20 protein-coding genes, 4 tRNA genes and 1 other annotated feature are annotated in these 24,468 nt (G+C 44.9%); of the genes, 15 read left to right on the top strand and 9 right to left on the bottom strand.

The features are described 5' to 3' along the window. Nucleotides 1-8: 8 nt before the first annotated feature. The 3 genes from QUF19_RS10690 to trpL2 all read right to left on the bottom strand — a co-directional run bounded on the left by QUF19_RS10690 (nt 9) and on the right by trpL2 (nt 2,539). Nucleotides 9-617 carry an aminodeoxychorismate/anthranilate synthase component II gene (locus QUF19_RS10690; protein WP_286293110.1) on the bottom strand — a complete coding sequence of 203 codons (609 nt, stop codon included), beginning with the start codon at nt 615-617 and terminating at the stop codon, nt 9-11. A gap of 2 nt (nt 618-619) precedes the next feature. Continuing rightward, complete coding sequence (locus tag QUF19_RS10685) at nt 620-2,227, bottom strand: anthranilate synthase component 1 (protein ID WP_286293108.1); 1,608 nt, start codon at nt 2,225-2,227, stop codon at nt 620-622. A gap of 125 nt (nt 2,228-2,352) precedes the next feature. Next, nucleotides 2,353-2,467: a sequence feature (Trp leader region), on the bottom strand. Then, a complete protein-coding gene (trpL2, locus tag QUF19_RS10680) occupies nt 2,414-2,539 on the bottom strand; it encodes a tryptophan operon leader peptide (protein WP_009848753.1) in 126 nt (41 codons plus the stop codon). It overlaps the preceding feature by 54 nt. Nucleotides 2,540-2,659: 120 nt before the next feature. On the opposite strand from trpL2, the gene rnm reads away from it, so the two are divergent. The 3 genes from rnm (at nt 2,660) to rluB (ending at nt 5,385) form a co-directional block, all read left to right on the top strand. Next, nucleotides 2,660-3,514: an RNase RNM gene (gene rnm, locus QUF19_RS10675; protein WP_286293102.1), complete on the top strand. Its 855-nt coding sequence runs from the start codon at nt 2,660-2,662 to the stop codon at nt 3,512-3,514. Between the two features lie 62 nt (nt 3,515-3,576). After that, nucleotides 3,577-4,197, top strand: coding sequence for an L-threonylcarbamoyladenylate synthase (locus tag QUF19_RS10670; protein ID WP_009848751.1), 621 nt, complete (start codon nt 3,577-3,579; stop codon nt 4,195-4,197). A 159-nt stretch (nt 4,198-4,356) separates the two neighbouring features. Beyond that, complete coding sequence (gene rluB, locus QUF19_RS10665) at nt 4,357-5,385, top strand: 23S rRNA pseudouridine(2605) synthase RluB (protein ID WP_086049662.1); 1,029 nt, start codon at nt 4,357-4,359, stop codon at nt 5,383-5,385. A 223-nt stretch (nt 5,386-5,608) separates the two neighbouring features. On the opposite strand, the gene QUF19_RS10660 is transcribed toward rluB, so the two are convergent. The 3 genes from QUF19_RS10660 to efpL all read right to left on the bottom strand — a co-directional run bounded on the left by QUF19_RS10660 (nt 5,609) and on the right by efpL (nt 7,099). Beyond that, nucleotides 5,609-6,100 carry an RNA methyltransferase gene (locus QUF19_RS10660; protein WP_004729783.1) on the bottom strand — a complete coding sequence of 164 codons (492 nt, stop codon included), beginning with the start codon at nt 6,098-6,100 and terminating at the stop codon, nt 5,609-5,611. Nucleotides 6,101-6,189: 89 nt separating this feature from the next. Next, nucleotides 6,190-6,519, bottom strand: coding sequence for an HI1450 family dsDNA-mimic protein (locus tag QUF19_RS10655; RefSeq protein ID WP_012604336.1), 330 nt, complete (start codon nt 6,517-6,519; stop codon nt 6,190-6,192). A 10-nt stretch (nt 6,520-6,529) separates the two neighbouring features. Then, entirely contained in the window at nt 6,530-7,099 is a 570-nt protein-coding gene (gene efpL / locus QUF19_RS10650; RefSeq protein ID WP_009848748.1) for an elongation factor P-like protein EfpL, read from the bottom strand. A gap of 137 nt (nt 7,100-7,236) precedes the next feature. Here efpL and QUF19_RS10645 point away from each other — a divergent pair, with 137 nt between their 5' ends. Next, the gene (locus QUF19_RS10645; RefSeq protein ID WP_286293055.1) at nt 7,237-8,004 is read left to right on the top strand and encodes a nucleotidyltransferase family protein; all 768 of its coding nucleotides are present in this window, start codon (nt 7,237-7,239) and stop codon (nt 8,002-8,004) included. A gap of 141 nt (nt 8,005-8,145) precedes the next feature. On the opposite strand, the gene QUF19_RS10640 is transcribed toward QUF19_RS10645, so the two are convergent. Further along, the gene (locus tag QUF19_RS10640; RefSeq protein ID WP_286293052.1) at nt 8,146-10,509 is read right to left on the bottom strand and encodes a DNA polymerase II; all 2,364 of its coding nucleotides are present in this window, start codon (nt 10,507-10,509) and stop codon (nt 8,146-8,148) included. A gap of 427 nt (nt 10,510-10,936) precedes the next feature. Here QUF19_RS10640 and uvrY point away from each other — a divergent pair, with 427 nt between their 5' ends. From uvrY to nspC, 10 genes are all read left to right on the top strand, one after another. Further along, nucleotides 10,937-11,581 carry a UvrY/SirA/GacA family response regulator transcription factor gene (gene uvrY / locus QUF19_RS10635; RefSeq protein ID WP_026084475.1) on the top strand — a complete coding sequence of 215 codons (645 nt, stop codon included), beginning with the start codon at nt 10,937-10,939 and terminating at the stop codon, nt 11,579-11,581. Between the two features lie 15 nt (nt 11,582-11,596). Then, nucleotides 11,597-13,429 carry an excinuclease ABC subunit UvrC gene (uvrC, locus tag QUF19_RS10630; protein ID WP_286293043.1) on the top strand — a complete coding sequence of 611 codons (1,833 nt, stop codon included), beginning with the start codon at nt 11,597-11,599 and terminating at the stop codon, nt 13,427-13,429. 46 nt (nt 13,430-13,475) lie between these two features. Continuing rightward, complete coding sequence (gene pgsA / locus QUF19_RS10625; protein ID WP_286293041.1) at nt 13,476-14,033, top strand: CDP-diacylglycerol--glycerol-3-phosphate 3-phosphatidyltransferase; 558 nt, start codon at nt 13,476-13,478, stop codon at nt 14,031-14,033. Between the two features lie 266 nt (nt 14,034-14,299). Next, a tRNA-Cys gene (locus QUF19_RS10620) sits at nt 14,300-14,373 on the top strand. A gap of 31 nt (nt 14,374-14,404) precedes the next feature. Next, nucleotides 14,405-14,480: transfer RNA gene (locus QUF19_RS10615), tRNA-Gly, on the top strand. An 80-nt stretch (nt 14,481-14,560) separates the two neighbouring features. Further along, a tRNA-Leu gene (locus QUF19_RS10610) sits at nt 14,561-14,647 on the top strand. A gap of 36 nt (nt 14,648-14,683) precedes the next feature. After that, a tRNA-Gly gene (locus QUF19_RS10605) sits at nt 14,684-14,759 on the top strand. Nucleotides 14,760-15,630: 871 nt separating this feature from the next. Continuing rightward, nucleotides 15,631-18,582, top strand: coding sequence for a pyridoxal phosphate-dependent class III aminotransferase (locus tag QUF19_RS10600; RefSeq protein WP_286293038.1), 2,952 nt, complete (start codon nt 15,631-15,633; stop codon nt 18,580-18,582). Nucleotides 18,583-18,590: 8 nt separating this feature from the next. Continuing rightward, nucleotides 18,591-19,841 carry a carboxynorspermidine synthase gene (locus QUF19_RS10595; protein WP_004733354.1) on the top strand — a complete coding sequence of 417 codons (1,251 nt, stop codon included), beginning with the start codon at nt 18,591-18,593 and terminating at the stop codon, nt 19,839-19,841. Nucleotides 19,842-20,051: 210 nt separating this feature from the next. Further along, nucleotides 20,052-21,185 carry a carboxynorspermidine decarboxylase gene (nspC, locus tag QUF19_RS10590; RefSeq protein WP_286293027.1) on the top strand — a complete coding sequence of 378 codons (1,134 nt, stop codon included), beginning with the start codon at nt 20,052-20,054 and terminating at the stop codon, nt 21,183-21,185. 112 nt (nt 21,186-21,297) lie between these two features. Here nspC and QUF19_RS10585 read toward each other — a convergent pair whose 3' ends face one another. Both QUF19_RS10585 and QUF19_RS10580 read right to left on the bottom strand, forming a co-directional pair. Next, nucleotides 21,298-21,810: a glycine cleavage system transcriptional repressor gene (locus QUF19_RS10585; protein WP_102434831.1), complete on the bottom strand. Its 513-nt coding sequence runs from the start codon at nt 21,808-21,810 to the stop codon at nt 21,298-21,300. A 298-nt stretch (nt 21,811-22,108) separates the two neighbouring features. Continuing rightward, a complete protein-coding gene (locus QUF19_RS10580; RefSeq protein WP_286293022.1) occupies nt 22,109-23,017 on the bottom strand; it encodes a DUF3943 domain-containing protein in 909 nt (302 codons plus the stop codon). Between the two features lie 209 nt (nt 23,018-23,226). Between QUF19_RS10580 and QUF19_RS10575 the strand changes: the two genes are divergently transcribed. After that, entirely contained in the window at nt 23,227-24,465 is a 1,239-nt protein-coding gene (locus tag QUF19_RS10575; RefSeq protein WP_286293020.1) for a CinA family nicotinamide mononucleotide deamidase-related protein, read from the top strand. Nucleotides 24,466-24,468: the final 3 nt, after the last annotated feature.

The following is a 24,468-nucleotide window of genomic DNA, read 5'->3' as shown; positions in this document are numbered from 1 at the left end:
ATTTCGTCCTAGTTAGTCTTTTTATCAAGAGTGGCGTTCTTCTCAAGAGCCCATTCGATAGCGTTCGCAAGAAGCGTTGCACCGTAGGTCGTCATAATTGATTCAGGGTGGAATTGGAATCCACACACCTTGTCTTGTTCTTGAACCACAGACATCACCAAATCATCGACTTCAGCGGTCACCGTTAGGCTATCAGATACATGCGTTGCCACTAAAGAGTGGTAGCGAGCAATAGCCAGTGGCGAAGGTAAGCCTTGGTAAGTCGCATGGTTCTGGTGTTCCATCATCGACACCTTACCATGAATGATTTCGCCAGCGCCTGCAACGGTGCCGCCGTAGGCTTCAACAATCGCTTGGTGGCCTAAGCAAATTCCAATCATTGGTACTTTGCCTTTTAGCAATTGAATCAGCTCTGGCATACAACCCGCATCTGCTGGAGCGCCAGGGCCTGGTGAAAGCAGTGCAACCGGGTTATCTAATTCGTTGATAGCCGCTTCAACTACCTTTGCAGGAATGTTGTTACGGTAAATTTTTACGCTGTGACCTAATGAACGAAACTGGTCTACAAGGTTGTATGTGAACGAGTCGAAGTTATCGATGAATACAATATCAGCCATGATTACGACTCCTTCTTGTTTGATGCGAGTGTGTTTGACGACAAGCTCTTGGTATGTGCAGCTTGAATCGCAGAGATAACCGCTTGAGCTTTGCCACGAGTTTCATCCGCTTCTGCTTGTGGGTCTGAATCGAATACTACACCAGCGCCCGCTTGTACTTGTGCAACGCCATCTTCAACGTAAGCTGAGCGAATCACGATACACGTATCTAACGTCCCTTCACCTGTTAGGTAACCCACCGCACCGCCATAGCTACCACGACGAGTTTTTTCTACATCGCGAATAAGCTGCATTGCGCGGATTTTTGGTGCGCCTGTTAACGTACCCATGTTCATGCAAGCTTGGTAAGCGTGTAGGGCATCTAAGTCTTCACGTAGCTGACCAACAACACGAGAAACTAAGTGCATCACATGGCTGTAGCGATCCACTTTTAGCAAATCTGCTACGTGGCGAGTGCCTGCTTCTGCAATACGCGCCACATCGTTACGTGCTAGGTCGACCAGCATCATGTGTTCAGCGTTTTCTTTTTTGTCGGTACGCAGTTCAAGCTCGATACGGCTATCTAGGTCGAAATCGATTTGACCGTCAGGACGCTTACCGCGACGACGAGTACCCGCAATTGGGTAGATCTCGATTTGGTTGGTTTCAGTTTCGTACTTCAACGCACTTTCTGGAGAAGCACCAAACAGAGTAAATAGCTCGTCTTGCATATAGAACATGTAAGGGCTTGGATTACTTTGCTTGAGCTCTTTATAAGCCGCCAGTGGAGCAGGGCAAGGCAGCGTGAAGCGGCGAGAAGGTACCACTTGGAATACATCGCCTTTTACTACGTACTCTTTTAGGTCACGAACCGTTTGGCAGAAGTCTTCATCTGAAACGCTTGGTACAGCGTCAACGTTGTCGAGTGGCGTGACTTCTGTGATGGCTTTCAATGACTGACACTGTGTTTGAATGTCGGCTAGGCGCTCAGTTAATTGCGCTTTAATGCTCTCATCTTGAGTGAATAAGCTTGCGTGAAGCAGGCCTTCGTTCTCTTGGTGGTCGAAACGCAATAGAGTCTCGGCAACGTAGAAAACAAAGTCAGGACAGTTGTTGGTCGCTTCAGCATCGCCTAGCGGTTCAAAGTTCGCCACGATGTCGTAAGCGAATAGGCCAGCCATGAATAACGCGTGTTTGTTATCCGCGTCTTGCTCAAAGCTGTGTTGAACCAAACGCAGTGCATCGAATGAAGACGCTTCCCTTAAACGTGAATCTTCGTCTAATTCGTTGCTTGGTTCGACAAAAGTCAGCGTCAATACGTTATCCGTAAGGTCAGATTTGATCTCTGTTTTAACGTTTTGAGCTAGGTGTTCGATAAGCGCCTGACCATTTTGAGTCAACGCTTGAAAGGTTACTTCATGTCCGCGACATACGATGCGAACAGCAGAGTCGATAAGGAGTAGGCTTGTCAGGTTCTGTTTAGATTCAATCTCAGCAGATTCCAACAGCAGACTGTCTGTTTTGTTTTCACACAGAGTATGAAAAACACTGGTTGGATCTTGCGAGTAAGGAACGGAAGAATTGATGACCTCAATGGTTCCCAGCTTTTTGATTTCAATGGCCTTGTTCACAAGACCTCCTTTATGATTCTTTAAATTTCCTGCCGTACATAGTCGCATAAAGATACCGTTCACCCAATCTAGAATATGGTCAATTCGTTGATTTGTTAGTCAGTTGAATGTGAGATGTTCGACAAATTAAAAAGCCCGCTATGAAAGCGGGCTTAGTGATAACTTTTTTATAAACAAACTGTTTAATTAGAAGTACACGTTGGCCCACCAAGAACTTGTCCAAGTGCGCCACCAATTAAGCTCTGAACTTGCTTCTACTGAAGAAAGTTCTAAAACTTTATCTTTATGGTTTTGGTTAAATTCTTGTAACATAGTGAACCTATCAAATGTGATACTTCGTATTTATGTACTAGTTAACTAGTTTTGCGCTTGCAGGTCAAGTGCGTTGACACAAATATAACGATAAAAATTGAAAACAATGAAAAAGAATATATGAGAATTGATCTACATAGTCATACAACAGCCTCAGATGGCCGACTTACTCCACCTGAACTGATTGACCGAGCGTTAGGCTTTAACATCGAAGCGTTAGCGATTACAGATCATGATACGACTGATGGGCTTGCTGAAGCACGTAGCTATATTGCTGATAACAATCTTCCTATTCAGTTGATTAACGGCATCGAGATCTCAACCGTTTGGCAAAACAAAGATATCCATATTGTTGGGTTAAACGTCGATCCTGAATCACCAGAATTGAAAGCGTTAATTGAACAACAGAAGCTTCATCGTATTGGGCGTGCTGAGATGATTGCTCAACGACTCGAGAAAGCGACCCGTGAAGGCGTTTTGGAAGAAGTTAAGTTGATTGCTGGTGATGCACCAATTACTCGAGCGCATTTTGCGAAGTGGTTAGTCGACAACGGCTATGCGAAAACCATGCAGCAGGTGTTTAAAAAGTTTCTTACGCGCAACAACCCAGGTTATGTGCCGCCAACATGGTGCTCAATGAGTGATGCTGTAACGGCTATTCATGCGGCTGGTGGTCAAGCGGTATTAGCACACCCTGCGCGATATGGCCTTACAGCCAAGTGGGTTAAACGTCTGCTCGCTGCATTTGTTGAAGCAAATGGTGACGCCATGGAAGTGGCTCAACCTCAGCAAGCGCAACAAGAAAGACGCACACTTGCGGATTATGCTATACAATACAAACTATTAGCCTCCCAAGGCAGCGACTTCCATTACCCATCCCCATGGATGGAACTTGGACGTAATCTCTGGCTACCTTCTGGGGTCGAAGAAGTATGGAAAGATTGGGAGTTTCAAACGGTTTCACCATCTGAATAGTCTTTAGGTGAGCCAGCTCCTTCTGATGATAGAGTCGAGAGATTCGATAACGAGGATCAACAATGAGCCAGTTTTTTTATGTACACCCAGATAACCCACAAGCGCGCTTAATTACTCAAGCGGTTGCGATTATTCGCAATGGCGGCGTTGTGGTTTATCCAACAGATTCAGGTTATGCACTGGGTTGTCAGCTTGAGAATAAACAAGCACTCGAACGCATCTGTAAAATTCGTCGAATCGATGACAAGCACAATTTCACTTTGTTATGCCGTGACCTTTCTGAGTTGTCACTGTATGCACGAGTAGATAACGTGGCTTTCCGTCTGCTTAAGGCGCACACGCCAGGTGCTTACACGTTTATTTTCAAAGCAACAAAAGAAGTGCCAAAGCGTTTGATGAACGCTAAGCGTAAAACGATCGGTATTCGAGTACCAGACAACAAAATTGCCCTAGACCTTCTAGAAGCGATGGGTGAGCCTTTGATGTCGACCTCGCTAATCCTGCCGGGTAACGAGACAACTGAATCGGATCCAGAAGAAATTCGCGACAGCTTAGAGCATGCGGTTGATGTCATTTTGAATGGTGGCTACCTGGGTGAGCAACCTACTACGGTTATTGACTTCAGTGACGATGACGCGGTTGTTTTACGTCGTGGTGCCGGTGATCCAGCGCCGTTTGAATAATAGCGTTACTGATTAACAGTCTGTAACGAAACAGCAAACCTGCCAGAGTAAATAACAAGTGCTTTTTGGCAGGTTATTTGCGATAATACGCGACCGCGATTTGGTCGCGAAAAATTCATTCGACGTCTGTGAAGACGACAATTAGGTAGAAAAGAGTAAATGAGCGAAAAATTACAGAAGGTTTTAGCGCGAGCTGGTCACGGTTCTCGTCGTGAACTAGAAGGTTTAATCAAATCTGGTCGTGTAAGTGTTAACGGTCAAGTTGCGAAATTGGGTGAGCGTCTTGAAGACGAGAACTCAGTGATCCGTATCGATGGCCACACAATTACAGGCAAAGCCTCTGAAGAAGTGGTTTGTCGTGTACTTGCTTACTACAAACCTGAAGGTGAGCTTTGTACTCGTCACGATCCTGAAGGTCGCCGTACTGTTTTCGATCGTCTACCTAAGATCCGTGGTTCTCGTTGGATTTCAGTTGGTCGTCTTGATGCAAACACATCAGGCCTACTGTTGTTCACAACCGATGGTGAACTAGCAAACCGCCTAATGCACCCAAGCCGTCAGGTTGAGCGTGAGTACCTAGTACGTGTATTTGGTGAAGTAACTGAGCAAAAAGTTAAGAACGTGACTCGTGGCGTTCAACTTGAAGATGGTATGGCTCGTTTCGAAGATGTGGTTTACGCTGGCGGTGAAGGTATGAACCATACTTTCTACGTAGCAATTAACGAAGGTCGTAACCGTGAGGTTCGTCGTCTTTGGGAATCACAAGAAACAACAGTAAGCCGTCTGAAACGTGTACGTTACGGTGATATCTACCTTGATAAGAAACTGCCTCGTGGCGGTTGGAAAGAGCTAGATCTTCAAGAAGTAAACTACTTGCGTGAGCTTGTAGAACTTCAGCCAGAAAAAGAGACACTGTTGGATCTTGATCCTGCAAACACTTCTCGTAAGCGTGAGCGTTCTCGTAGCCAGAAAATTCGTCGTGCTGTTAAGCGTCACGAAGAGCGTGCAAATGCTCCTAAAGGCCGCAGCAACCAGACTAAGCGTAAGAAGCCTGCAACCCGCGGTACTACAACACCTGATTCAGGTCGTAGCGCTCCAGCGGCAAATGGCAAACCTCAGGCTACTAAAAAGCCTAAACTGAACAACGGACGCCCGGCTAAACCGGCTAAGCCAAGATCACGTAAGTAATTACACCAGTAGTTGCTACAGTTCTTAAGCTTAAAGCTTAATTCAACGTTTCGAATACAAAAAAACCTGCTAACTTAGCAGGTTTTTTTATGTCTTGAATATGGCGCAGTTCAAATCATGTGGAAGTGCTTAACCAGGTAGAAGTGAATAACTAGCTAGAAGTGATTAACTAGCTCGAAACGATTAACCAGCTAAGCTGACTAGCTATTTACTACGATTGGTATTAGGTCACTTTCAAATGATTCGAGAAGTTGTCACCCTTCGCCATGCGGTCATACAAAATAACATTGACCGCGGCAGCGAGGTTCATGCAGCCATTAGTCGGAACGTAGATGGTTTCACGACAGAAGTCCGTGATCTCTTTTTTCAGAGTCCCATCTTCAGGGCCGAAGATATAAAAAGCACGGGGTGGGTGCTTATAATCAGGCAGAGGCTTAGCGCCTTCTATCAAATCAACCGCGATGGGTACGCAGCCAACAGGAATAATGTCTTTCAGGTCTTCCACACCAATTAATGGCAACTCAAGGTGCTTTTCTTTGGTGTCGGTATGAAACTGTCGAGCGTGGTCATAACGGGTGCCAGTATAAAATACAGAGTTTGCTCCGTAGCAACCAGCCGCTCTCATTACTGAGCCAACATTTTCAGGGGTTTTGGGATTTACTAATCCAACACAGGCATAGCCTTTGGATAGGGTATCTGTCTTTGCTTTGGTCATAATTTTGTAGAGTTGCAGTTTGGTAAAGTGATGAGGCTATGAAGTCGTAAGAAAACCAGCTCAGTACTCTGAGCTGGTTTAAGAAGAGCCTAGTCGCGTTTCCACAACATGTGACAGAACTTGTGTTCAGGATCACGGCTGATCAGCAGACGAGCGAAAACGTCATCTAAGACATCATCAGCTTCATTTACAAGACCAATGCGTACTTCAGCGTAGATCTCTTTGTCGACTTCAAAGCCAACATGTTCAACCCAATCGTCACCAGTTTCAACAAGTTCTGCAGCGCCACGATCTTCAAACTGAGCCGTGAATAGGATCACGTCTGCTGGTTCAAGGTTATCAGCAGCCATCTCTAGAAAGATGTCGTATGCAGTGTCAATTGCGTCGTCGTAAGACATTAGGTCGTTAGCTTCGGTCATAATCAGTATCTTAGCTTGCGCGGTTCATGTATTTACGTTCAGCTGTGTTCACAACAACTTTGTCGCCAGTTGCAATGTACTCAGGAACTTGAACAGTAAGACCAGTAGACAGACGAGCTGGCTTAGTACGAGCTGAAGCAGATGCACCTTTGATTGAAGGGTCTGTTTCTTCGATCACTAGCTCAACTGAAGTTGGTAACTCAAGAGTCGCCGCAGTACCGTCGATAAGAATCGCGTACATACCTTGCGTATCTTCGTTGATGAACAGCAGCTCGTCTTCGATCATTTCACCGTTGAAGATGAACTGTGTGTAATCTTCGTTATCCATGAAGATGTATTCGTTGCCATCAACGTAAGAGAACATTACTGCACGCTTAGTTACGTCGATAGTTTCAACGATTTCGTCAGCCTTGTGACGAACTTCTGTTTTAACGCCAGTTGCTACATCGTGACCACGGAAGCGGTAGATCTTTTGACCGCCACGGCCACCTGGTGTTGTTACTTCGATATCTTTAACTAGTACTGTTTTGCCATCAACATTGATCGCAAAACCTTTTTTAATCTCACTTGCTCTAGGCATTTTGTGTTTGTCCTTATTGGGTCTATCCGGTGATTATATCTCGTAGACGCTATAAATAGGAATAGCTTGAATCATAAAGTCACCTAAGCGATCATAGAGAGACAGTTAAATCATTATTTTATTTACCGAAACGACCTATGCAGCTACCTGTTATTGACCCAATACAGCCATTTCAACCTGAATTTCAACCTGTGGTTAACGATCTGATTACCTTTCTAAAAGGTGGGTTAGGTTCTAATCTGCACAGTGTCTATGTTTATGGCAGTGTGGCACGTAAGCAAGCCGTTGTCGGTCGCTCGAATCTAGATGTGGTTGTGGTTACCCATCGTTCTTTCCCAGATCAACGAACCACGCTGCTGAATACCATCAAATGGCGCTTCCAAAAGAGCTTCCCTCAGGTCACTCAAGTGGCAATCAAAACCACCTTGGTAAGCGAGATCGTTGATTTCGACAACATCTTTACTTGGGGCTTCATGCTCAAGCATTTAGCCGTGTGTGTACATGGTGAAGACTTATCAGACTGCTATGGTGATTTCGAAACGAGTTGGGAAATTGCTAAGCACTGGAATATGGATGCGGAAAACTGGTTAGCGGTTTATCGTAACAAGATTGCCCGATCAACAACGCCAGAGCAGCAAGTCGCCGCGCAGGTGATTATTGCCAAGAAGCTTCTGCGAGCCAGTTACTCTTTGATCATGTACCGAGATAAGAATTGGTTCGATACGCCTATGGAGTGCGGTCAACAGTTCTTAAGATACCATCCAGAGAAAGAAGTCGAGATTCAAAGATTGGGGATTCTGCTGTCTGGACGAGCGATCCCAAAACGTTCGGTGATAGGGATTCTTGATGGCTTTGGTGAATGGCTGGTTAAGCAGTACCAGAAAACAGAGTTTCGTATCGGATAGAGATTCGTAACCTATCCGATGAATACTAAAAAGCAGAGCGGGCTGAGTAACACAGCACTTCTCTGCTTTTTTCGTTTTGATGCCTGGTTCGACCTTTAATCGATATATCGATTAAAGGTCGCCTCGAAAAGAGAATTAAATCTAGAACAGGCCTAACTGTTGCCCGCTAACTCTTTCAAAATCTAACCCTATAAATGGCAGAATCGCTTCTGCGACCGGTTTAATCTGTTTATCAATGTAATGTTGATAATCGATGCCACTCTTCAAATACTCCTTGGGCTCAGGGCCACTCAGCGTAATCAAATATTCAATACGCCCTTTGTTTTGGTATTGAAGCGGGCGACCAAGCTGGGCATTGATCTCGTCGGCCAATCTTGCTGCGCGAACCTGCGGTGGAATGTTCTTTTGGTATTCATGCAACTTACGGCGCAAGCGCTTTTGGTAAACCAGTAAATCATCGTGTTTGCCCGCGGATGTTTCATCGACAAACTGTCTAACATAATCACTTGGATCTTGGTCATGAAAGACCATCTCATATAAGGTTTGTTGGAACTGTTGTGCGAGAGGCGTCCAATCGGTTCGTGCACTTTCAAGGCCTTTGAAAATGATCTTCTCTTGGTCACCTTGATTGATTAAACCTGCATAACGTTTCTTTGATCCTGTCTCAGAGCCTCGAATAGTCGGCATTAGAAACTTGCGGTAATGGGTCTCGTATTCCAATTCAAGTATTGAGGTGAGGTTATAGACCTCTTTCAGATGATTTGTCCACCAGTCGTTGATATAAGCCACGAGAGAGTGGCCAATCTCGTCCGCTTGCTCTTGCTCAAAACTACCATTGAGAGACACGAAGGTTGAATCGGTGTCCCCGTAGATCACTTGATAGCCTTTGTCTTCGATCAAAACCTTGGTCTGCTTCATGATCTCATGCCCGCGCATGGTGATAGAGGATGCCAAGCGTGTATCAAAGAAGCGACAACCAGAAGAACCAAGTACCCCATAGAAAGAATTCATGATGATCTTAATCGCCTGAGAAAATGCTTTCTCGTTATTTTTCTTCGCGACATCACGGGCTGCCCAGAGGTTTTCGATCATCTCTGGTAGAAAGTGCTTAGAGCGGTGGAATTGACCGCCACGAAACCCAGCCACTGCTTGGTCTTCTTCAGAGCCTAATTCTAATTTTAGCCCTTCAATCAGCCCCATTGGGTCAATCAAGAATGAACGAATGATCGATGGGTACAGACTCTTAAAGTCGAGAACCAACACAGAGTCATAAAGGTTAGGAATTGAATCCATTACATAGCCACCGGGGCTAGCGATCCAATTTTCGGGCTCTAAGTTAGGCGCGACGTAACCTGCGCGGTGTATTTGAGGCATATATAAATTGGTAAAGGCGGCAACAGAGCCGCCAACGCGATCAAGTTCAACACCAGTTAAGCGAGAGCGTTCAATAGCAAAATCGAGTAGGTGAGTGTGTTCAAATATACGGTTTACTAGCACGCAGTCTTGAAGGTTGTATTTGGCCAATGAAGGTTTATCGAACTTAAACATTCGATTGATTTCATCCATACGGTCATGAACATTATGAATGTCTTTGCCTTCGCCCAGCAACTCTTGTGACACGGACTCAAGAGACCATGATCGGAAATGGTAGGTTGCTGTTTTAAGCATATCGATACCATCTAAGACCACTCGGCCAGGAATGGTAATGAAGCCCTGTTGATTTTGTGCGGAGCTGCGAAAGAAGCTCGGTTGATTGTCGCGACCAATACTGAGTTTTACTTCGTTCCATTCTGAACGCTTATGCAGCAGCCTAAAGTCGAAATCAATGACGTTCCAACCGATGATGATGTCGGGGTCAAACTCGGAGAACCAAGCAATCATGGCTTCAAGCAGAGCTTTCTCATTGGCAACCCATTGGATATTGGTGTCTGCTTGTTGTGGTTCGCCGACCATGATCACTCGGCTATCCATTGGACTGTCTAGGCCGATGGAATAAAGCACACCTTTTTCTGAACACTCAATATCAAGCGAAACCACAGACAAGTTTGGCAAGTAATCGCCAGCTCGACATTTTGCGTTCGAAACTCTGAGGTGTTGTTTTTTTTGAGTGATAGCGCCTGTGAATTCGATACTGCCCTTGATAAAGCGTTCCATTAAGAAACGATCGGCCAGTCGAATATCACTTTCAAAGGTTTGGATCTCTTCACCGTTAAAGGCCTGAGCTAACCCGAAGCTGCTTCTCGACAATGAGGTGTAACAAGCGGCTAAAGGGGTTTGGTCAAATGTCGCCAGCTCTAAGGGCTTAAACTGACAATCTATGGCTTCTTTATCGGCAATAGATTGGCACGTTTCGATATCGGATTGAGCAACAAAAAAGACAGGCTTTTCGTTTTGAATAGTCAGTAGCGTTGGGCCTTTAGGGGTGCTTAACCACAAGTCGATTTGTGTGCGCCCTGAAAAGTCTCGCGCTTGTCTTGTGAGTACAAAGCCTTGCTGAATATCCAATGTAGTAACCTATTGAAATGGAGAGCGGAATACTACCATCTAGCGCCTCATCACGCACAACAGCAAACGAAAATAGTCTCTATATTTTGCGAATTGGAGAAGAATAACGGGACTTAATAAGCAAAAAAGTGAAATTGTAATGAATCAAGATTCAATGGTATTGAAAATGTCTTTATCTTGTGTAATTTTATTGGGTGTTGTTTTAACTAGTTGATTTTTACCTAAAGCTTGTTGTTTTAGTTGGCTTATTTATAAATAAGTACTTGCTAAAGTTAGTGTTTCGACACATATTCAACAGAGATTTAATTTAGTAATTGAGTTAAGATATACACAATGCTGCGACCCACTGTTTCTTTGTTCAATTGTTTCAAACAGATGAAGCTTTACGGTGGTTGCAGAGCCAATTAATAGTGTGGAGATACAAGATTTGATAAATGTTTTCCTTGTAGATGATCACGAGCTGGTTCGCACAGGGATACGACGTATTATTGAAGACGTCCGTGGAATGAACGTAGCAGGGGAAGCTGAAAGCGGTGAAGATGCTGCAAAATGGTGTCGTACTAATAATACTGACGTTATTTTGATGGATATGAATATGCCTGGTATTGGTGGCTTAGAAGCAACCAAGAAAATCCTGCGTTTCAACCCTGATATTAAAATCATCGTTTTAACGGTGCATACGGAAAATCCGTTTCCAACTAAAGTGATGCAAGCTGGAGCTGCAGGTTACCTTACTAAAGGTGCAGGTCCGGACGAGATGGTAAATGCAATTCGAGTGGTTAATAGTGGCCAACGATACATTTCACCAGAAATTGCGCAGCAGATGGCTTTAAGCCAATTCTCGCCTGCGTCTGAAAATCCATTCGCCGATCTATCTGAACGTGAGCTTCAAATCATGATGATGATTACCAAAGGTCAGAAAGTGACGGATATTTCAGAACAACTCAATCTAAGTCCTAAAACAGTTAACAGCTACCGCTACCGACTGTTCAGTAAACTAGACATCAGCGGTGATGTAGAGCTTACGCATTTAGCGATTAGACATGGAATGTTAGATACTGAGACCCTTTAACTCTGAGATCTTATAGTGACCAACTTGTTTGACTCAGTCTCATTCCTTAAGACAGTAACAGAACAGCCCGGCGTTTATCGTATGTATAACGCCGAGGCTGTTGTTATCTACGTCGGTAAAGCTAAGAACCTCAAAAAACGCCTTTCCAGTTATTTCCGTAAAAAAGTCGACAGTGAAAAAACACGCGCTTTAGTCAGCAATATCGACAAAATCGATGTCACTGTAACGCATACGGAAACAGAAGCTCTTATTCTTGAGCACAACTACATCAAGCAGTACCTACCGAAATACAACGTACTTCTGCGTGATGATAAGTCGTACCCTTATATTTTCATTAGTGGTCACAAGCATCCTCGTTTGTCGATGCATCGTGGTGCTAAGAAGAAAAAGGGTGAATACTTTGGTCCTTATCCCGATTCTGGCGCTGTGCGTGAGACGCTACACCTAATACAAAAGATTTTTCCTGCTCGCCAGTGTGAAGACACGGTTTATGCGAACAGAACACGCCCGTGCTTGATGTACCAGATTGGTCGTTGTGCTGCGCCTTGTGTTAGCTCCATTATCTCTGATGAAGAGTACAGCGAGCTTATCGATTATGTTCGTTTGTTCCTGCAAGGGAAAGACAAGCTCGTCCTTGAGACGCTTATCGACAAGATGGACAAGGCAAGCCGAGAGCTTCGTTTTGAGCAAGCCGCTGCTTTCCGCGATCAAATTCAAGCGATTCGACGTGTACAAGAACAGCAGTACGTATCTGACGATTCTATGGAAGATATGGACGTGCTCGGATTTGCCCAAGAGAATGGAGTAGCTTGTATCCATATCTTGATGATCCGCCAAGGCAAAGTTTTGGGTAGTCGAAGTCATTTCCCTAAAATTCCTAACAATACGGTGCGAGAAGAGGTCTTTTCGAGCTTTTTAAGTCAATATTATTTGGCGCACAATGAAGCAAGAACCATCCCAACACGTTTAATTCTTAATGCCGATTTGATGGAAGATGTCACACCGATTCAAGAAGCGTTATGTGAAGTTGCAGGTCGTAAGATTCACTTTAATACCAATCCTTCTGGTACTCGTGGTCGTTACCTTAAGTTGTCGAATACCAACGCACTGACGGCCATTACCACCAAGATTAATCATAAGATGACCATCAATCAGCGCTTCAAAGAGCTTCAAGAAGTGTTGTCGATGGATGCGATTAAACGCATGGAATGTTTTGATATCAGTCATACCATGGGTGAAAGTACGATAGCGTCTTGTGTGGTGTTCAATCAGGAAGGCCCTGTTAAGCCGGAATACCGTCGTGACAACATCACTGGTATTACTGGAGGTGATGATTACGCGGCGATGGCTCAGGCCCTTGAGAAACGGTATTCCAAACAACTCGATGTCGATAAGATCCCTGATATCATATTTATCGATGGTGGTAAGGGGCAACTGAATCGCGCTCATGAGATTGTTTCTCAATATTGGGGTGATTGGCCATTTCGACCAAGAATGATGGGTATCGCGAAAGGTGTGACCCGTAAGCCGGGTTTAGAAACCTTAGTGACTCTTGAAGGTGAGGAATTTAACTTACCAAGCGATGCACCAGCGTTGCACCTTATCCAGCACATTCGTGATGAAAGCCATAATCACGCGATAGCAGGGCACAGAGCGAAACGAGGTAAAACTCGCCGAACCAGTGCGTTGGAAGGAATCGAAGGGGTAGGACCGAAACGTCGTCAATCTTTGTTGAAATATATGGGTGGCTTACAAGAACTTAAGCGTGCAACTGTCGAAGAAATAGCCAAAGTGCCGGGCATTAGTCATTCTTTGGCAGAAAACATTTATCAAGCATTGAAACAATAGTAAAAATCCCGCACCATTAAAGCGCAATTGATAAGAGCCTAATAATATGCGTTTGAATATACCTAACATTTTGTCCTTACTGAGACTATTTTTAATCCCAGTATTCGTTGTTGTTTTTTACCTACCTTATGAATGGGCTCCTTTTGCTGCTGCAATGGTGTTTTGGGTAGCGGGTTTTACTGACTGGCTAGATGGCATGCTGGCTCGTAAACTCGGACAAACGTCTCGCTTTGGTGCCTTTATTGACCCTGTAGCGGATAAAGTGCTGGTTGCTACCGCTCTTATCTTGATGACTGAGTATTACCATTCGATTTGGATAACTATTCCAGCGGTGACCATGATTGCTCGTGAGATTATCATTTCAGCGCTTCGCGAATGGATGGCTGAAATCGGTAAACGTGCAAGCGTTGCGGTATCTTGGGTCGGTAAAGTCAAAACCGTTTCTCAGATGTTCGCTCTTTGGGTACTTATCTGGAGATACGACGACTGGATGGTATGGGTAGGTTACATTGCACTCTATGTTGCAACCGTTCTTACTTACTGGTCAATGGCGCAATACTTAATGGCCGCCAAAGATGATTTGTTAGACGAAAAACACCATTGATGAAGAAGCGAGCTGAGGCTCGCTTTTTTGATCTTTAACCTAAGGTTAAGTTATCAATAGTGGATATCTAATGTGATATAGATCTCCTTTGAATGGCCTGTTCACAAAGTGCTTTGCACACAAAGTCAGCTATTTAGCCTGTTTCGTATGAAATCTATTCAAACGAATTAAAAATACAAAAATAATATTGACTCAAACGCTCGAATCCGTAGAATGCATCCCGTACCCAAGAGGATGGCAATAAGCGATTCGATTGGAGTTACTAAGGCGCCTTGGCAGAGTGGCTATGCAGCGGATTGCAAATCCGTGGACCTCGGTTCGACTCCGGGAGGCGCCTCCATTATCTCTTTCTTTTGAAGAGTAATGAAAATGCGATACTAGCTCAGTTGGTAGAGCGCAACCTTGCCAAGGTTGAGGTCATCGGTTCGAACCCGATGTATCGCTCCAAAATTTGTAATGTTGATTGGCTTCGACATTAAGATGGTGTTTTACTTTTCAGTAATCGGCATCGCAATAAAGAATTGCGTGCCCTGGTGGTGGAATTGGTAGACACAAGGGATTTAAAATCCCTCGGCGTTCGCGCTGTGCCGGTTCAAGTCCGGCCCGGGGCACCATCTATTAAAGTCTACGTCTTAACGGATGTAGCAAATGCGATACTAGCTCAGTTGGTAGAGCGCAACCTTGCCAAGGTTGAGGTCATCGGTTCGAACCCGATGTATCGCTCCAAATTAAAAAGCCCGAACAGAAATGTTCGGGCTTTTTGGTTTCTGCTGTTCTGATTTCTATGCGTTATTCCTCTTTCTGTTTGAACACACAGCCAAATTTCCTTTTCTATCTCAAAATGTCGCTATCAATTTCGTTTAGATTACTTAGCTTTTAAAAGCGAGATTCCCTATGAACTCGTTCCTCGTGCTATAGAATGACGGAAAGACGCCATGACCTCAAAGCTATCACTAACACAGCCTGTATACCTGCTTCGTTATCCTCGGGCGCAAGGAACGAGCGAACCGGGGATCTCCTTACTTAAAGATCAATTTGACGATATTTTCAGCAATATGTCAGTCACCGCTGCTATTTATCCAGCGATTATTAAAAACTATTGATCGTTCATTTCACTTTATGTTACTTTCCCGCGCAATCTCGGAATGGCGATGCTCAAAAAGAGCCGTGATTGCTTCTGGGGGATACGCGTAGTGACCATTCTTGCTGATTGGGACATTACGTAGGGTAGGTATCAGCTAGCCTTTAGCTGATAGACGGGATACTTATGGCGCAATTCGCCATGCTAATGGGAAACCCAACATTGAACACACTAATAACAACATTGCTAATCAGCTCTGCATTTCCAAAAGGGTCAGTTCTTCATAGCTGTCCGATACTGCACAAATGTCCAATTCTTCAAAACAGTAGCATTACTGAACCTTGAGCTCTCGCTAACTAATTTTTGCTGTCCTAAGACGGCCTAATTTCGTATTTGTCATTTGACTTATGCGAGCGTACAGCTATATCTCATTTCTAGACAATACGCATGTTTCACTCTGAATTCTCTCTAAATCAATAGAGGGACGGTGTGCAATTGCGTCTGATGGAGGTGAGTATGAACACATTCAAGGGGACTTTTATGACTACCGCCTTTGAAGTCGATATTAATACTATCGCAAATTCATTTTCAACTATGGTTCCTATCGTAGAGGGAACTTACGACCTAACACCCGACGCTATTTTGCTTGAGCAAGAACAGCATGAATCGGATGTTCGTTCATACCCAAGACGCCTACCGATTGCTATTAAAAGAGCATGTGGTGTTTTAGTTGAAGATACTCGTGGCCAACTCTTTCTCGATTGCTTAGCCGGTGCCGGTACACTTTCTTTGGGTTACAACCACCCTGAAATCAACCAAGCACTTAAAGACCAACTCGATTCAGGTTTACCATACCAGACTCTTGATATCACGACTCAAGCAAAAGAGACGTTTATCAAGCGAGTTAAAGCTTTTCTCCCTCAAGACTTTTCAACGAACTCGGTTCTTCAATTCTGTGGTCCGTCTGGCGCTGATGCTGTGGAAGCCGCGATCAAGCTCGCGAAGCAAACCACAGGTCGCAACACCATGTTCGCTTTCCGTGGTGCTTACCATGGCATGACGAACGGCACCATGGGCATGATGGGTAACCTTGGCACTAAAGAACGTCGTAGCGGCTTAATGTCTGACGTACATTTCATGCCTTTCCCATACAACCTTCGCTGCCCGTTTGGCATTGGTGGTGAAGCGGGTGCTAACGCGAGCATTCGTTATATCGAACGTATGTTGAATGACGACGAATCCGGCATCATGAAACCGGCTGCGATGATCGTTGAGCCTGTACAAGGTGAGGGCGGTGTGATTCCAGCTCCTGCATCTTGGCTAAAAGGCTTGCGTCGCATCTGTGATGAACACGGCATTCTACTGATCTTTGATGAAATTCAGTGTGGTGTAGGTAAAACTGGTCATCGCTTTGCGTTTGAAGAGTCAGGCGTTAATCCTGATATCTTGTGCTTGTCTAAAGCTATTGGTGGCGGACTGCCTATGTCGCTGCTTGTATTCGATAAGAGCATTGATACTTGGAAAGCGGGTGAACACACAGGCACATTCCGTGGTAATCAATTGGCAATGGTGTCTGGCGCTAAGGCGTTGGAAATCATCGAGCGAGATGGCTTAGTTGAGCACGCAAACATTGCGGGCCAATATTTACGTCATGGACTCGAGAAGATTCAATCTCGTGTGAGTTGTATTGCTGAAGTTCGTGGTAAAGGCTTGATGCTTGGCGCTGAGATCAAGCAACCAAATGGTGAGCTTAACAAATTTGGTGAGCCGCAATCAGACGGTGAACTGACCCTAGCGATTCAACGAGCGGCGTTAGAGCGCGGCTTGATGGTCGAAAAGGGTGGTCGTGATGGTTCGGTTATTCGTTTCCTTCCACCAATGATTATCTCTTTCGAGCAAATCGACTTTGCATTGCGAGTGATGGAAGAAGCGATCATCGCAGCGGGTGGTGGTTTACAACAAGACCCAGCTTCAAGCGAACAAACTAACCAAGAATGGAATAAGCATTTCATCCAGACAGGTTTAGGCGGTAGCGACGAATTTGCTAACGTGATGAACCAAACCACTCAAGCGATGAAAGCGGTTTTTGAACAAGTTGAAACCCCTTATTCGGGTTTAGATCCAAAAGTGTTAGAAGCAGCTATCAATGCTGTCGACCTCGATAACAACCAACACGCTTTGGTTGATGTTGTGGATAGCACGGCTGAGTTAGTCGCTGCAAACTCCATCTTCGTGCAACACCCAGACTGTATTGCACATCTCCACACTCCACCTCTTATGGCTTCTGTTGCTGCGGAATCGATTATCGCGGCGTTGAACCAATCAATGGATTCATGGGACCAAGCATCTGCAGCGACTTATGTTGAACAACGAGTCGTGGATTGGATGTGTGAGAAATACCAACTTGGCGATCAAGCTGATGGTGTTTTCACGAGCGGCGGCACGCAAAGTAACCTGATGGGCTTGTTGCTAGCAAGAGACTGGGTTGCCGATAAGCACGATGGTCACTCAATCCAAAAGTTAGGTTTGCCAAAGTACGCGAGCAAACTGCGTATCTTATGTTCAAAGAAATCGCACTTCACGGTTCAAAAATCTGCATCATTAATGGGGTTAGGCGAAGCGGCTGTGTGCTGTGTTGATACCAACGCTAACGGCACCATCAAAGCTGACTTGTTAGATGCAGAAGTGAAAGCACTGAAAGCACAAGGTCTGATTCCTTTTGCTGTGGTTGGTACGGCGGGCACCACCGATCATGGTGCTATCGATGACCTTGATGCGATTGCAGACATCGCAAGCCAGCAAGATCTTTGGTTCCATGTCGACAGTGCATACGGTGGCGCACTTATTTTAAGTAGCCATAAAGCTCGTCTAAAAGGCATCGAAAAAGCAGACTCAGTGAGCGTCGATTTCCACAAATTGTTCTATCAAACAATCAGCTGTGGTGCGGTGTTGCTCAAAGACAAAGCGAACTTTAAGTACCTTCTACATCACGCAGATTACCTAAACCGTGAACACGATGAGCTGCCGAACTTAGTCGACAAGTCTATCGCGACCACCAAGCGTTTCGATGCACTGAAAGTTTTCATGACGATGCAAAGCGTTGGGCCAAAGCAATTGGGCGATATGTACGACCATCTCTTAGAGCAGACGCTTCAAGTTGCCGATTTGATTCAGAAGCATGACGATTTTGAGCTACTTGCTGAGCCGTCACTGTCGACTGTGCTGTTCCGTGCGGTACCGAACAATGAGCAATCGGCAAAAGGCGCTCTTGATTTAGACAAACTGAATCAGACGTTAAGGCTGGAGGCGCTGACTCGTGGCGTTGCCGTGCTTGGCGAAACGGTCGTTGATGGTAAAAGCGCGCTGAAATTTACTATCTTGAACCCGTGCTTAAAGACATCAGATTTCAAATCTCTAATTAACAAAATTCAAACTCTAGCCACTGAGCTAGCAGAACAACAAGGGTAATTAATACTATGGCTATTCTACAAATTGGTGCAGGCGGCGTTGGTTGGGTTGTTGCACATAAAGCAGCACAAAATAACGAAGTACTGGGTGATATCACAATCGCTTCGCGCACAATCGCGAAATGTGAAAAAATCATCGAATCGATCAAAGGTAAAAACAACCTTAAAGATTCAACTAAGAAACTAGAAGCACGTTCAGTAGACGCTGACGATGTTGATGCGCTTGTTGCTTTGATTAAAGAAGTTAAGCCTGATCTTGTGATCAATGCTGGTCCTCCTTGGGTAAACATGGCGATCATGGAAGCGTGTTACCAATCTAAAGTCTCTTACCTAGATACATCGGTAGCGGTTGACCTATGTTCTGAAGGCCAACAAGTACCACAAGCTTACGATTGGCAGTGGGGCTACCGTGAGAAGTTCGCTGAAGCGGGCATCACAGGTATTCTTGGTGCTGGTTTCGATCCAGGTGTGGTATCAATCTTTGCAGCGTACGCGGTTAAGCACTTGTTCGATGAGATTGACTCAATTGACGTGATGGACGTGAATGCTGGCGACCACGGCAAGAAGTTTGCGACAAACTTTGACCCAGAAACCAACATGCTTGAGATCCAAGGCGACTCTTTCTACTGGGAAAATGAAGAGTGGAAACAAGTACCTTGTCACTCTCGTATGCTTGAGTTTGAATTCCCGAACTGTGGTTCTCATAAAGTGTACTCAATGGCGCACGATGAAGTGCGTTCAATGAAGGAATTCATCCCAGCTAAGCGTATCGAATTCTGGATGGGCTTCGGTGATGCTTACCTGAACTACTTCAACTGCATGCGTGATATCGGCCTTCTAAGCCCAGATCCGCTAACATTGCACGATGGTACAGTGGTTCAGCCTCTTCATGTTCTTAAAGCATTGCTACCAGATCCAACCTCTCTAGCTCCGGGTTACACAGGTTTAACGTGTATCGGTACTTGGGTTCAAGGTAAAAAAGACGGTAAAGAGCGCAGCGTATTCATCTACAATAACGCAGACCACGAAGTGGCTTACGAAGACGTAGAACACCAAGCGATTTCTTACACAACCGGTGTGCCAGCGATTACTGCTGCACTTCAGTTCTTCCGTGGCGAATGGGCTGATAAAGGCGTATTCAACATGGAACAGCTAAACCCAGACCCGTTCCTAGCAACGATGCCAGAGATCGGTCTAGATTGGCATGTTCAAGAGCTAGAGCCAACAGCCGGTTTACCTCTGATCCATACTTTGAAGTAATTTCTGGCTCTTTGCCCTCATCGCGTTGTCCATCGTGCTCATTTACGTTCGTAAACTCCGCGCGATGTCCTAGCGATAAGGGCAAAGTTCTGCGAATTCCATTCAAAGTCATATGATTGACGAGAACGTATAATTTCAGCCGACGCATTAGCGTCGGCTTTGTTCGATTATCATGTGTCTTCGTGAACTCGAGGGCCGCAAGGTATTAACATGCAAAACAACGAACTAAAAACGCCTTATTTCATGATCAACGAAGACAAGTTGATTGCGAATTTAGAGATAGCTAAGCAATTGAAAGAGATTTCAGGTGTGAAGTTGGTATTGGCACTGAAGTGTTTCTCGACATGGGGTGTGTTTGACATCATCAAACCTTACCTCGATGGCACGACAAGCTCTGGTCCATATGAAGTGAAACTTGGCCACGAAACTTTTGGTGGTGAAACGCACGCTTACAGTGTGGGTTACAGTGAAGGTGACGTGAGAGAAGTTGCGGATATTTGCGACAAGATGATCTTCAACTCTCAAAGTCAACTTGCTGCTTACCGTCATATTGTGGAAGGTAAGGCTTCGCTGGGTTTACGTTTAAATCCGGGCGTGAGCTATGCAGGGCAAGACCTAGCGAACCCTGCGCGTCAATTCTCTCGTTTAGGTGTTCAGGCTGACCACATTAAGCCTGAGATCTTCGACGAGATTAATGGCGTGATGTTCCACATGAACTGTGAGAACAAAGATGTCGATGCCTTTATTGGTCTGCTTGATTCAATCTCAGAACAGTTTGGCGATCACCTAGATAAGTTAGATTGGGTGAGCATGGGTGGCGGTGTGTTCTTCACATGGCCGGGCTATGACATCGAGAAACTGGGTCTTGCGCTGAAAGCCTTCTCTGAAAAGCACGGCGTGCAGATGTACCTTGAGCCGGGTGAAGCCATCATCACTAAAACAACTGACTTGGTTGTGACAGTGGTTGATATCGTAGAGAACGTGAAGAAAACGGCAATTGTCGATTCGGCAACCGAAGCTCATCGCCTTGATACGCTTATCTACAATGAACCAGCATCGGTATTGGAAGCCTCTGAAAACGGTAGCCATGACTATGTGATTGGTTCGTGTTCATGCCTTGCGGGCGACCAGTTCTGCGAAGCAAGCTTTGATGAGCCGTTGAAGATTGGTCAAAAGCTTCATTTGTTGGACAGTGCGGGTTACACCATGGTGAAACTGAACTGGTTCAATGGTTTGAAGATGCCATCGATCTATTGCGAGCGCAGCAATGGCGAAATTCAAAAGCTGAATGAGTTTGGCTATGAAGACTTCAAGCGTTCTCTGTCACAGTGGTCAGTTAAGTAACTGAGTCATAGTTTCAGAATAATAAAAAGAGCAGCCGATGAGCTGCTCTTTTTTGTTTTTAGATAACTGTTATCTAAAAACAACAGTAAGGATAGAAGTTAAGTGCTATCTGTTAGTTCTCAATCATCACACGAGTATCTTCACTGAGCGTTTCTAGCTCGTTGACGACATCATCAATCAAGACTTCGATTGGTAGCTTAACGGCAATCTTGGAAGTAAATAGGCTTGAGCTGACACCTCCGCCACCAGCGATGAAGACTCGGTGGCAATCCATATCGAGAATGCTGATCCCTTGTCTATCCAATACATGTGTTACTTCGTTGACGATCCCTGCTCGGTCGTTCGAGTCGAGTCGTAGGTGATGTATTGTATCTTGTGCATTGTGAGTATGGTCTGAATCAACAAACTGCACGATCAAGTCAGCATTGGCGCTGAACGCTTCTTTGACAATGGATTCGTTGATGGCTGGAAGTTGAACCTTGAGTACGCCTGCGACTTGGTCTTCAATAAAGTTCACTTTACTGATGAGCCATTTCCCGTCGTTTTCGTGAGTAACCGCAGCAAGTTGCTTGATTGTTGCTGGTGATGCTTTTCCGATAAAGTTTACGATAAATGTACTGTTCATATCAGCCCCCAAAGTCTCAATTAATCGTTGCTAATTAAATGTTTGATATCACGCGATAAAGTTCTTTAATTTCAGTGTAGAAGTTTACATCGAACAATGTTTGACCTACGTCAATTTTTGAAACTAAGCTTCGATACAAAAAAAGAGAATGAAGAGTAGGGCACAAAAAAAGCGGCTCGAGAGCCGCTTTTTAGAAGAGTTATCGCAGTTATTTGTGGTTCAGAAGCTTAGCAAGTAACGAGTAAACGGCTTAGTAAGTAACGGAATAAACAACTTAGCAAATAATGTGGATGCTGGTTTAGAACGTGACTTTGAAGTTCATACCAACAAACTGAGAATCGTATCGTGCGCCAGCATCGTAAGCGAATCGAGCGGCGTCTTGGTTGTCCCACCAAGGGTTAGTATTCAGGTTAACTTCTGCGTCACCGCCCCAAGCGTCACTTACCCAGTAGTGGATGTGGCCAACAGGGTTTAGGAAGAATAGAGACACATCACCCATGGTTTGAGAGCCCATCACTTCACCACCTGAAGCAACGATGTCTTGTTCTGCTTCTAGCATCATTTCACCGACAACCGCACCAAAGAATGGTGTGATGAACAGATCTTGCCATGATGGTACTTCAGCAAACGCTTCTACGCCGTATTCCCAGAAGAATGTCGACATGGTCCAAGAGTATAAGAAAGACTCAAACTCATCGTAACCTGCGTGTCGAGCTGCGGTGTAGTAAACACCACCAAAATATGGGTGCATCACGTAGTTTAGGAAGTGTTCATCGCGGTCCCATACTGGGCCTTCAGACACGTTATCTTTCCACTTTTTACCTAATGAACTGATATCACGTTGGTCATCATCCCACTTAGTGATACTTTCAGGTAGCAGAGTCATTAGACCCACTGTAGCGACACTTAGGCCAAGAATGGTGTAGGTTTGACCCATTAGATAATCCCAATCCTTCTCTTGACTCACCAACATATGTTTTGGTTGTTGGATTGAGAAGTCATACTCATCACTTGATTCGCTCAGTGCGTAATTGGCACTTGGCTTGTAGGTGTACAAGCTATCATTAACACAGTAGTCTTGAGCACATTCATCCGAATAAGAAAGGTTGATTGGCTGGTCGAAGTCGTATTGGCTTGCAACCGAGTTAACTGACATTAGCATTGAAAATGCAGCAGTAACCTTCGCTAGTAACGGTGATTTGGCCACAAGGGTCTCCATGAGAAGTTAAGAATTGATCAGAGTCACAATTATCTATTAAATGCCTGATTTAGGGAACTAATAATTTATCGCTTTTCCTAAGAAAACCTTAGATTTAACATTAATAATATTTGTGAAAAGCTGGAATGTCTCAAATTCAACCATAGACCAGTTTATGAATAATGCAGTGTCTTTTTATGACCACAAGGGATAGAAATATGACGAAAATCGCAATGTTAAGCACAGGTGAAGAAGTTCTTCATGGAGACATTGTAGACACAAACGCAGCTTGGATGTCTGGAGAGTTCTACCAACACGGCTTTGCTCTCGCCAAACGTTCCACTGTGGGTGACCAAATGAATGCTCTCATTGAAGAACTGCTGATGCTGAGCTTTAACTATGATGTGGTTATCGTCAATGGCGGGTTAGGGCCAACAACGGATGATATGAGTGCGGCCGCCGCTGCAGCAGCGTCAGAGCAGAAATTAGTCATGTTCCCTGAATGGCTAGACCGCATGGAAGAGATGTTTTCTGGACGTGGTATGCCGATGCCTGACAGCAACCTTAAACAAGCCTTGTTGCCAGCAAGCTCTGAGATTGTCGATAACCCAGTCGGTACTGCGTGTGGTTTCAAGCTGAAAATCAACGATGCGACGTTCTATTTCACGCCGGGCGTACCGAGTGAATTCAAGCGTATGGTGACCTTTGAAATCCTGCCTGATTTGTCACGCGCTTACCCTCAAGTAGTTGCCTCTGAATGCAGTCGACTATTTACCTTTGGCTTATCTGAGTCGGGTATCTCTGATGTGTTGGACCAATTGAAATTGCCTGAAGGTTATGAGTTGGGTTATCGCTCTTATCTGCCGTTCATTGAGGTGAAATTGTTTGGGCCTAAGTCAGGCTTAGAAACGCGCGTTAAGCTGCTACAAATGGTGTACAAGCTGTTAGAGAGTAATGTAGTGAGCGTTGATGAGCCGATGATTGACCATATTGGACACATCATGGCTGAGAGAAAGAAGACCCTATCTGTTTCTGAAGTGTCGACCAAAGGCGCATTGTCGGCTTGGTTACAATCGAATGAGCAGGTTGAAGATTGTTTTGGTCATTCATGGGTGACGGCTGAACCAAAAGAGAGTGAGCTCGAAAAGAGTGACCCATTGGCGGCGACTTTTGCATTGGCTGGCGCAACAAGAGAAAAGTGCGGGACTGAATTAGCCTTGGTGACGGGCAAGTTGGAAGGCAACACATTCAGCATTGCACTGTCGAGCGAAGCGGGTGAGTGGGGTCAAGTGCTTGAGTTTTACCGCCAATACAACCGCGAAGATGCACGAACTATAATCAAAACCGTTGCGGCAGATATGCTGAGAAGACATCTAGACAACAAACCTATGTTTGGTGATTACTCTTCATTAAAACGTGTGAAGGATATGTTTATCCCTTCGGCGATCATCAAGTAAGTA

This window comes from Vibrio sp. FE10 (assembly GCF_030297155.1).
In the GTDB taxonomy this organism is placed as follows: Bacteria; Pseudomonadota; Gammaproteobacteria; order Enterobacterales; family Vibrionaceae; genus Vibrio; species Vibrio apostichopi.
This window is presented reverse-complemented; position numbering and strand designations above follow the sequence as displayed.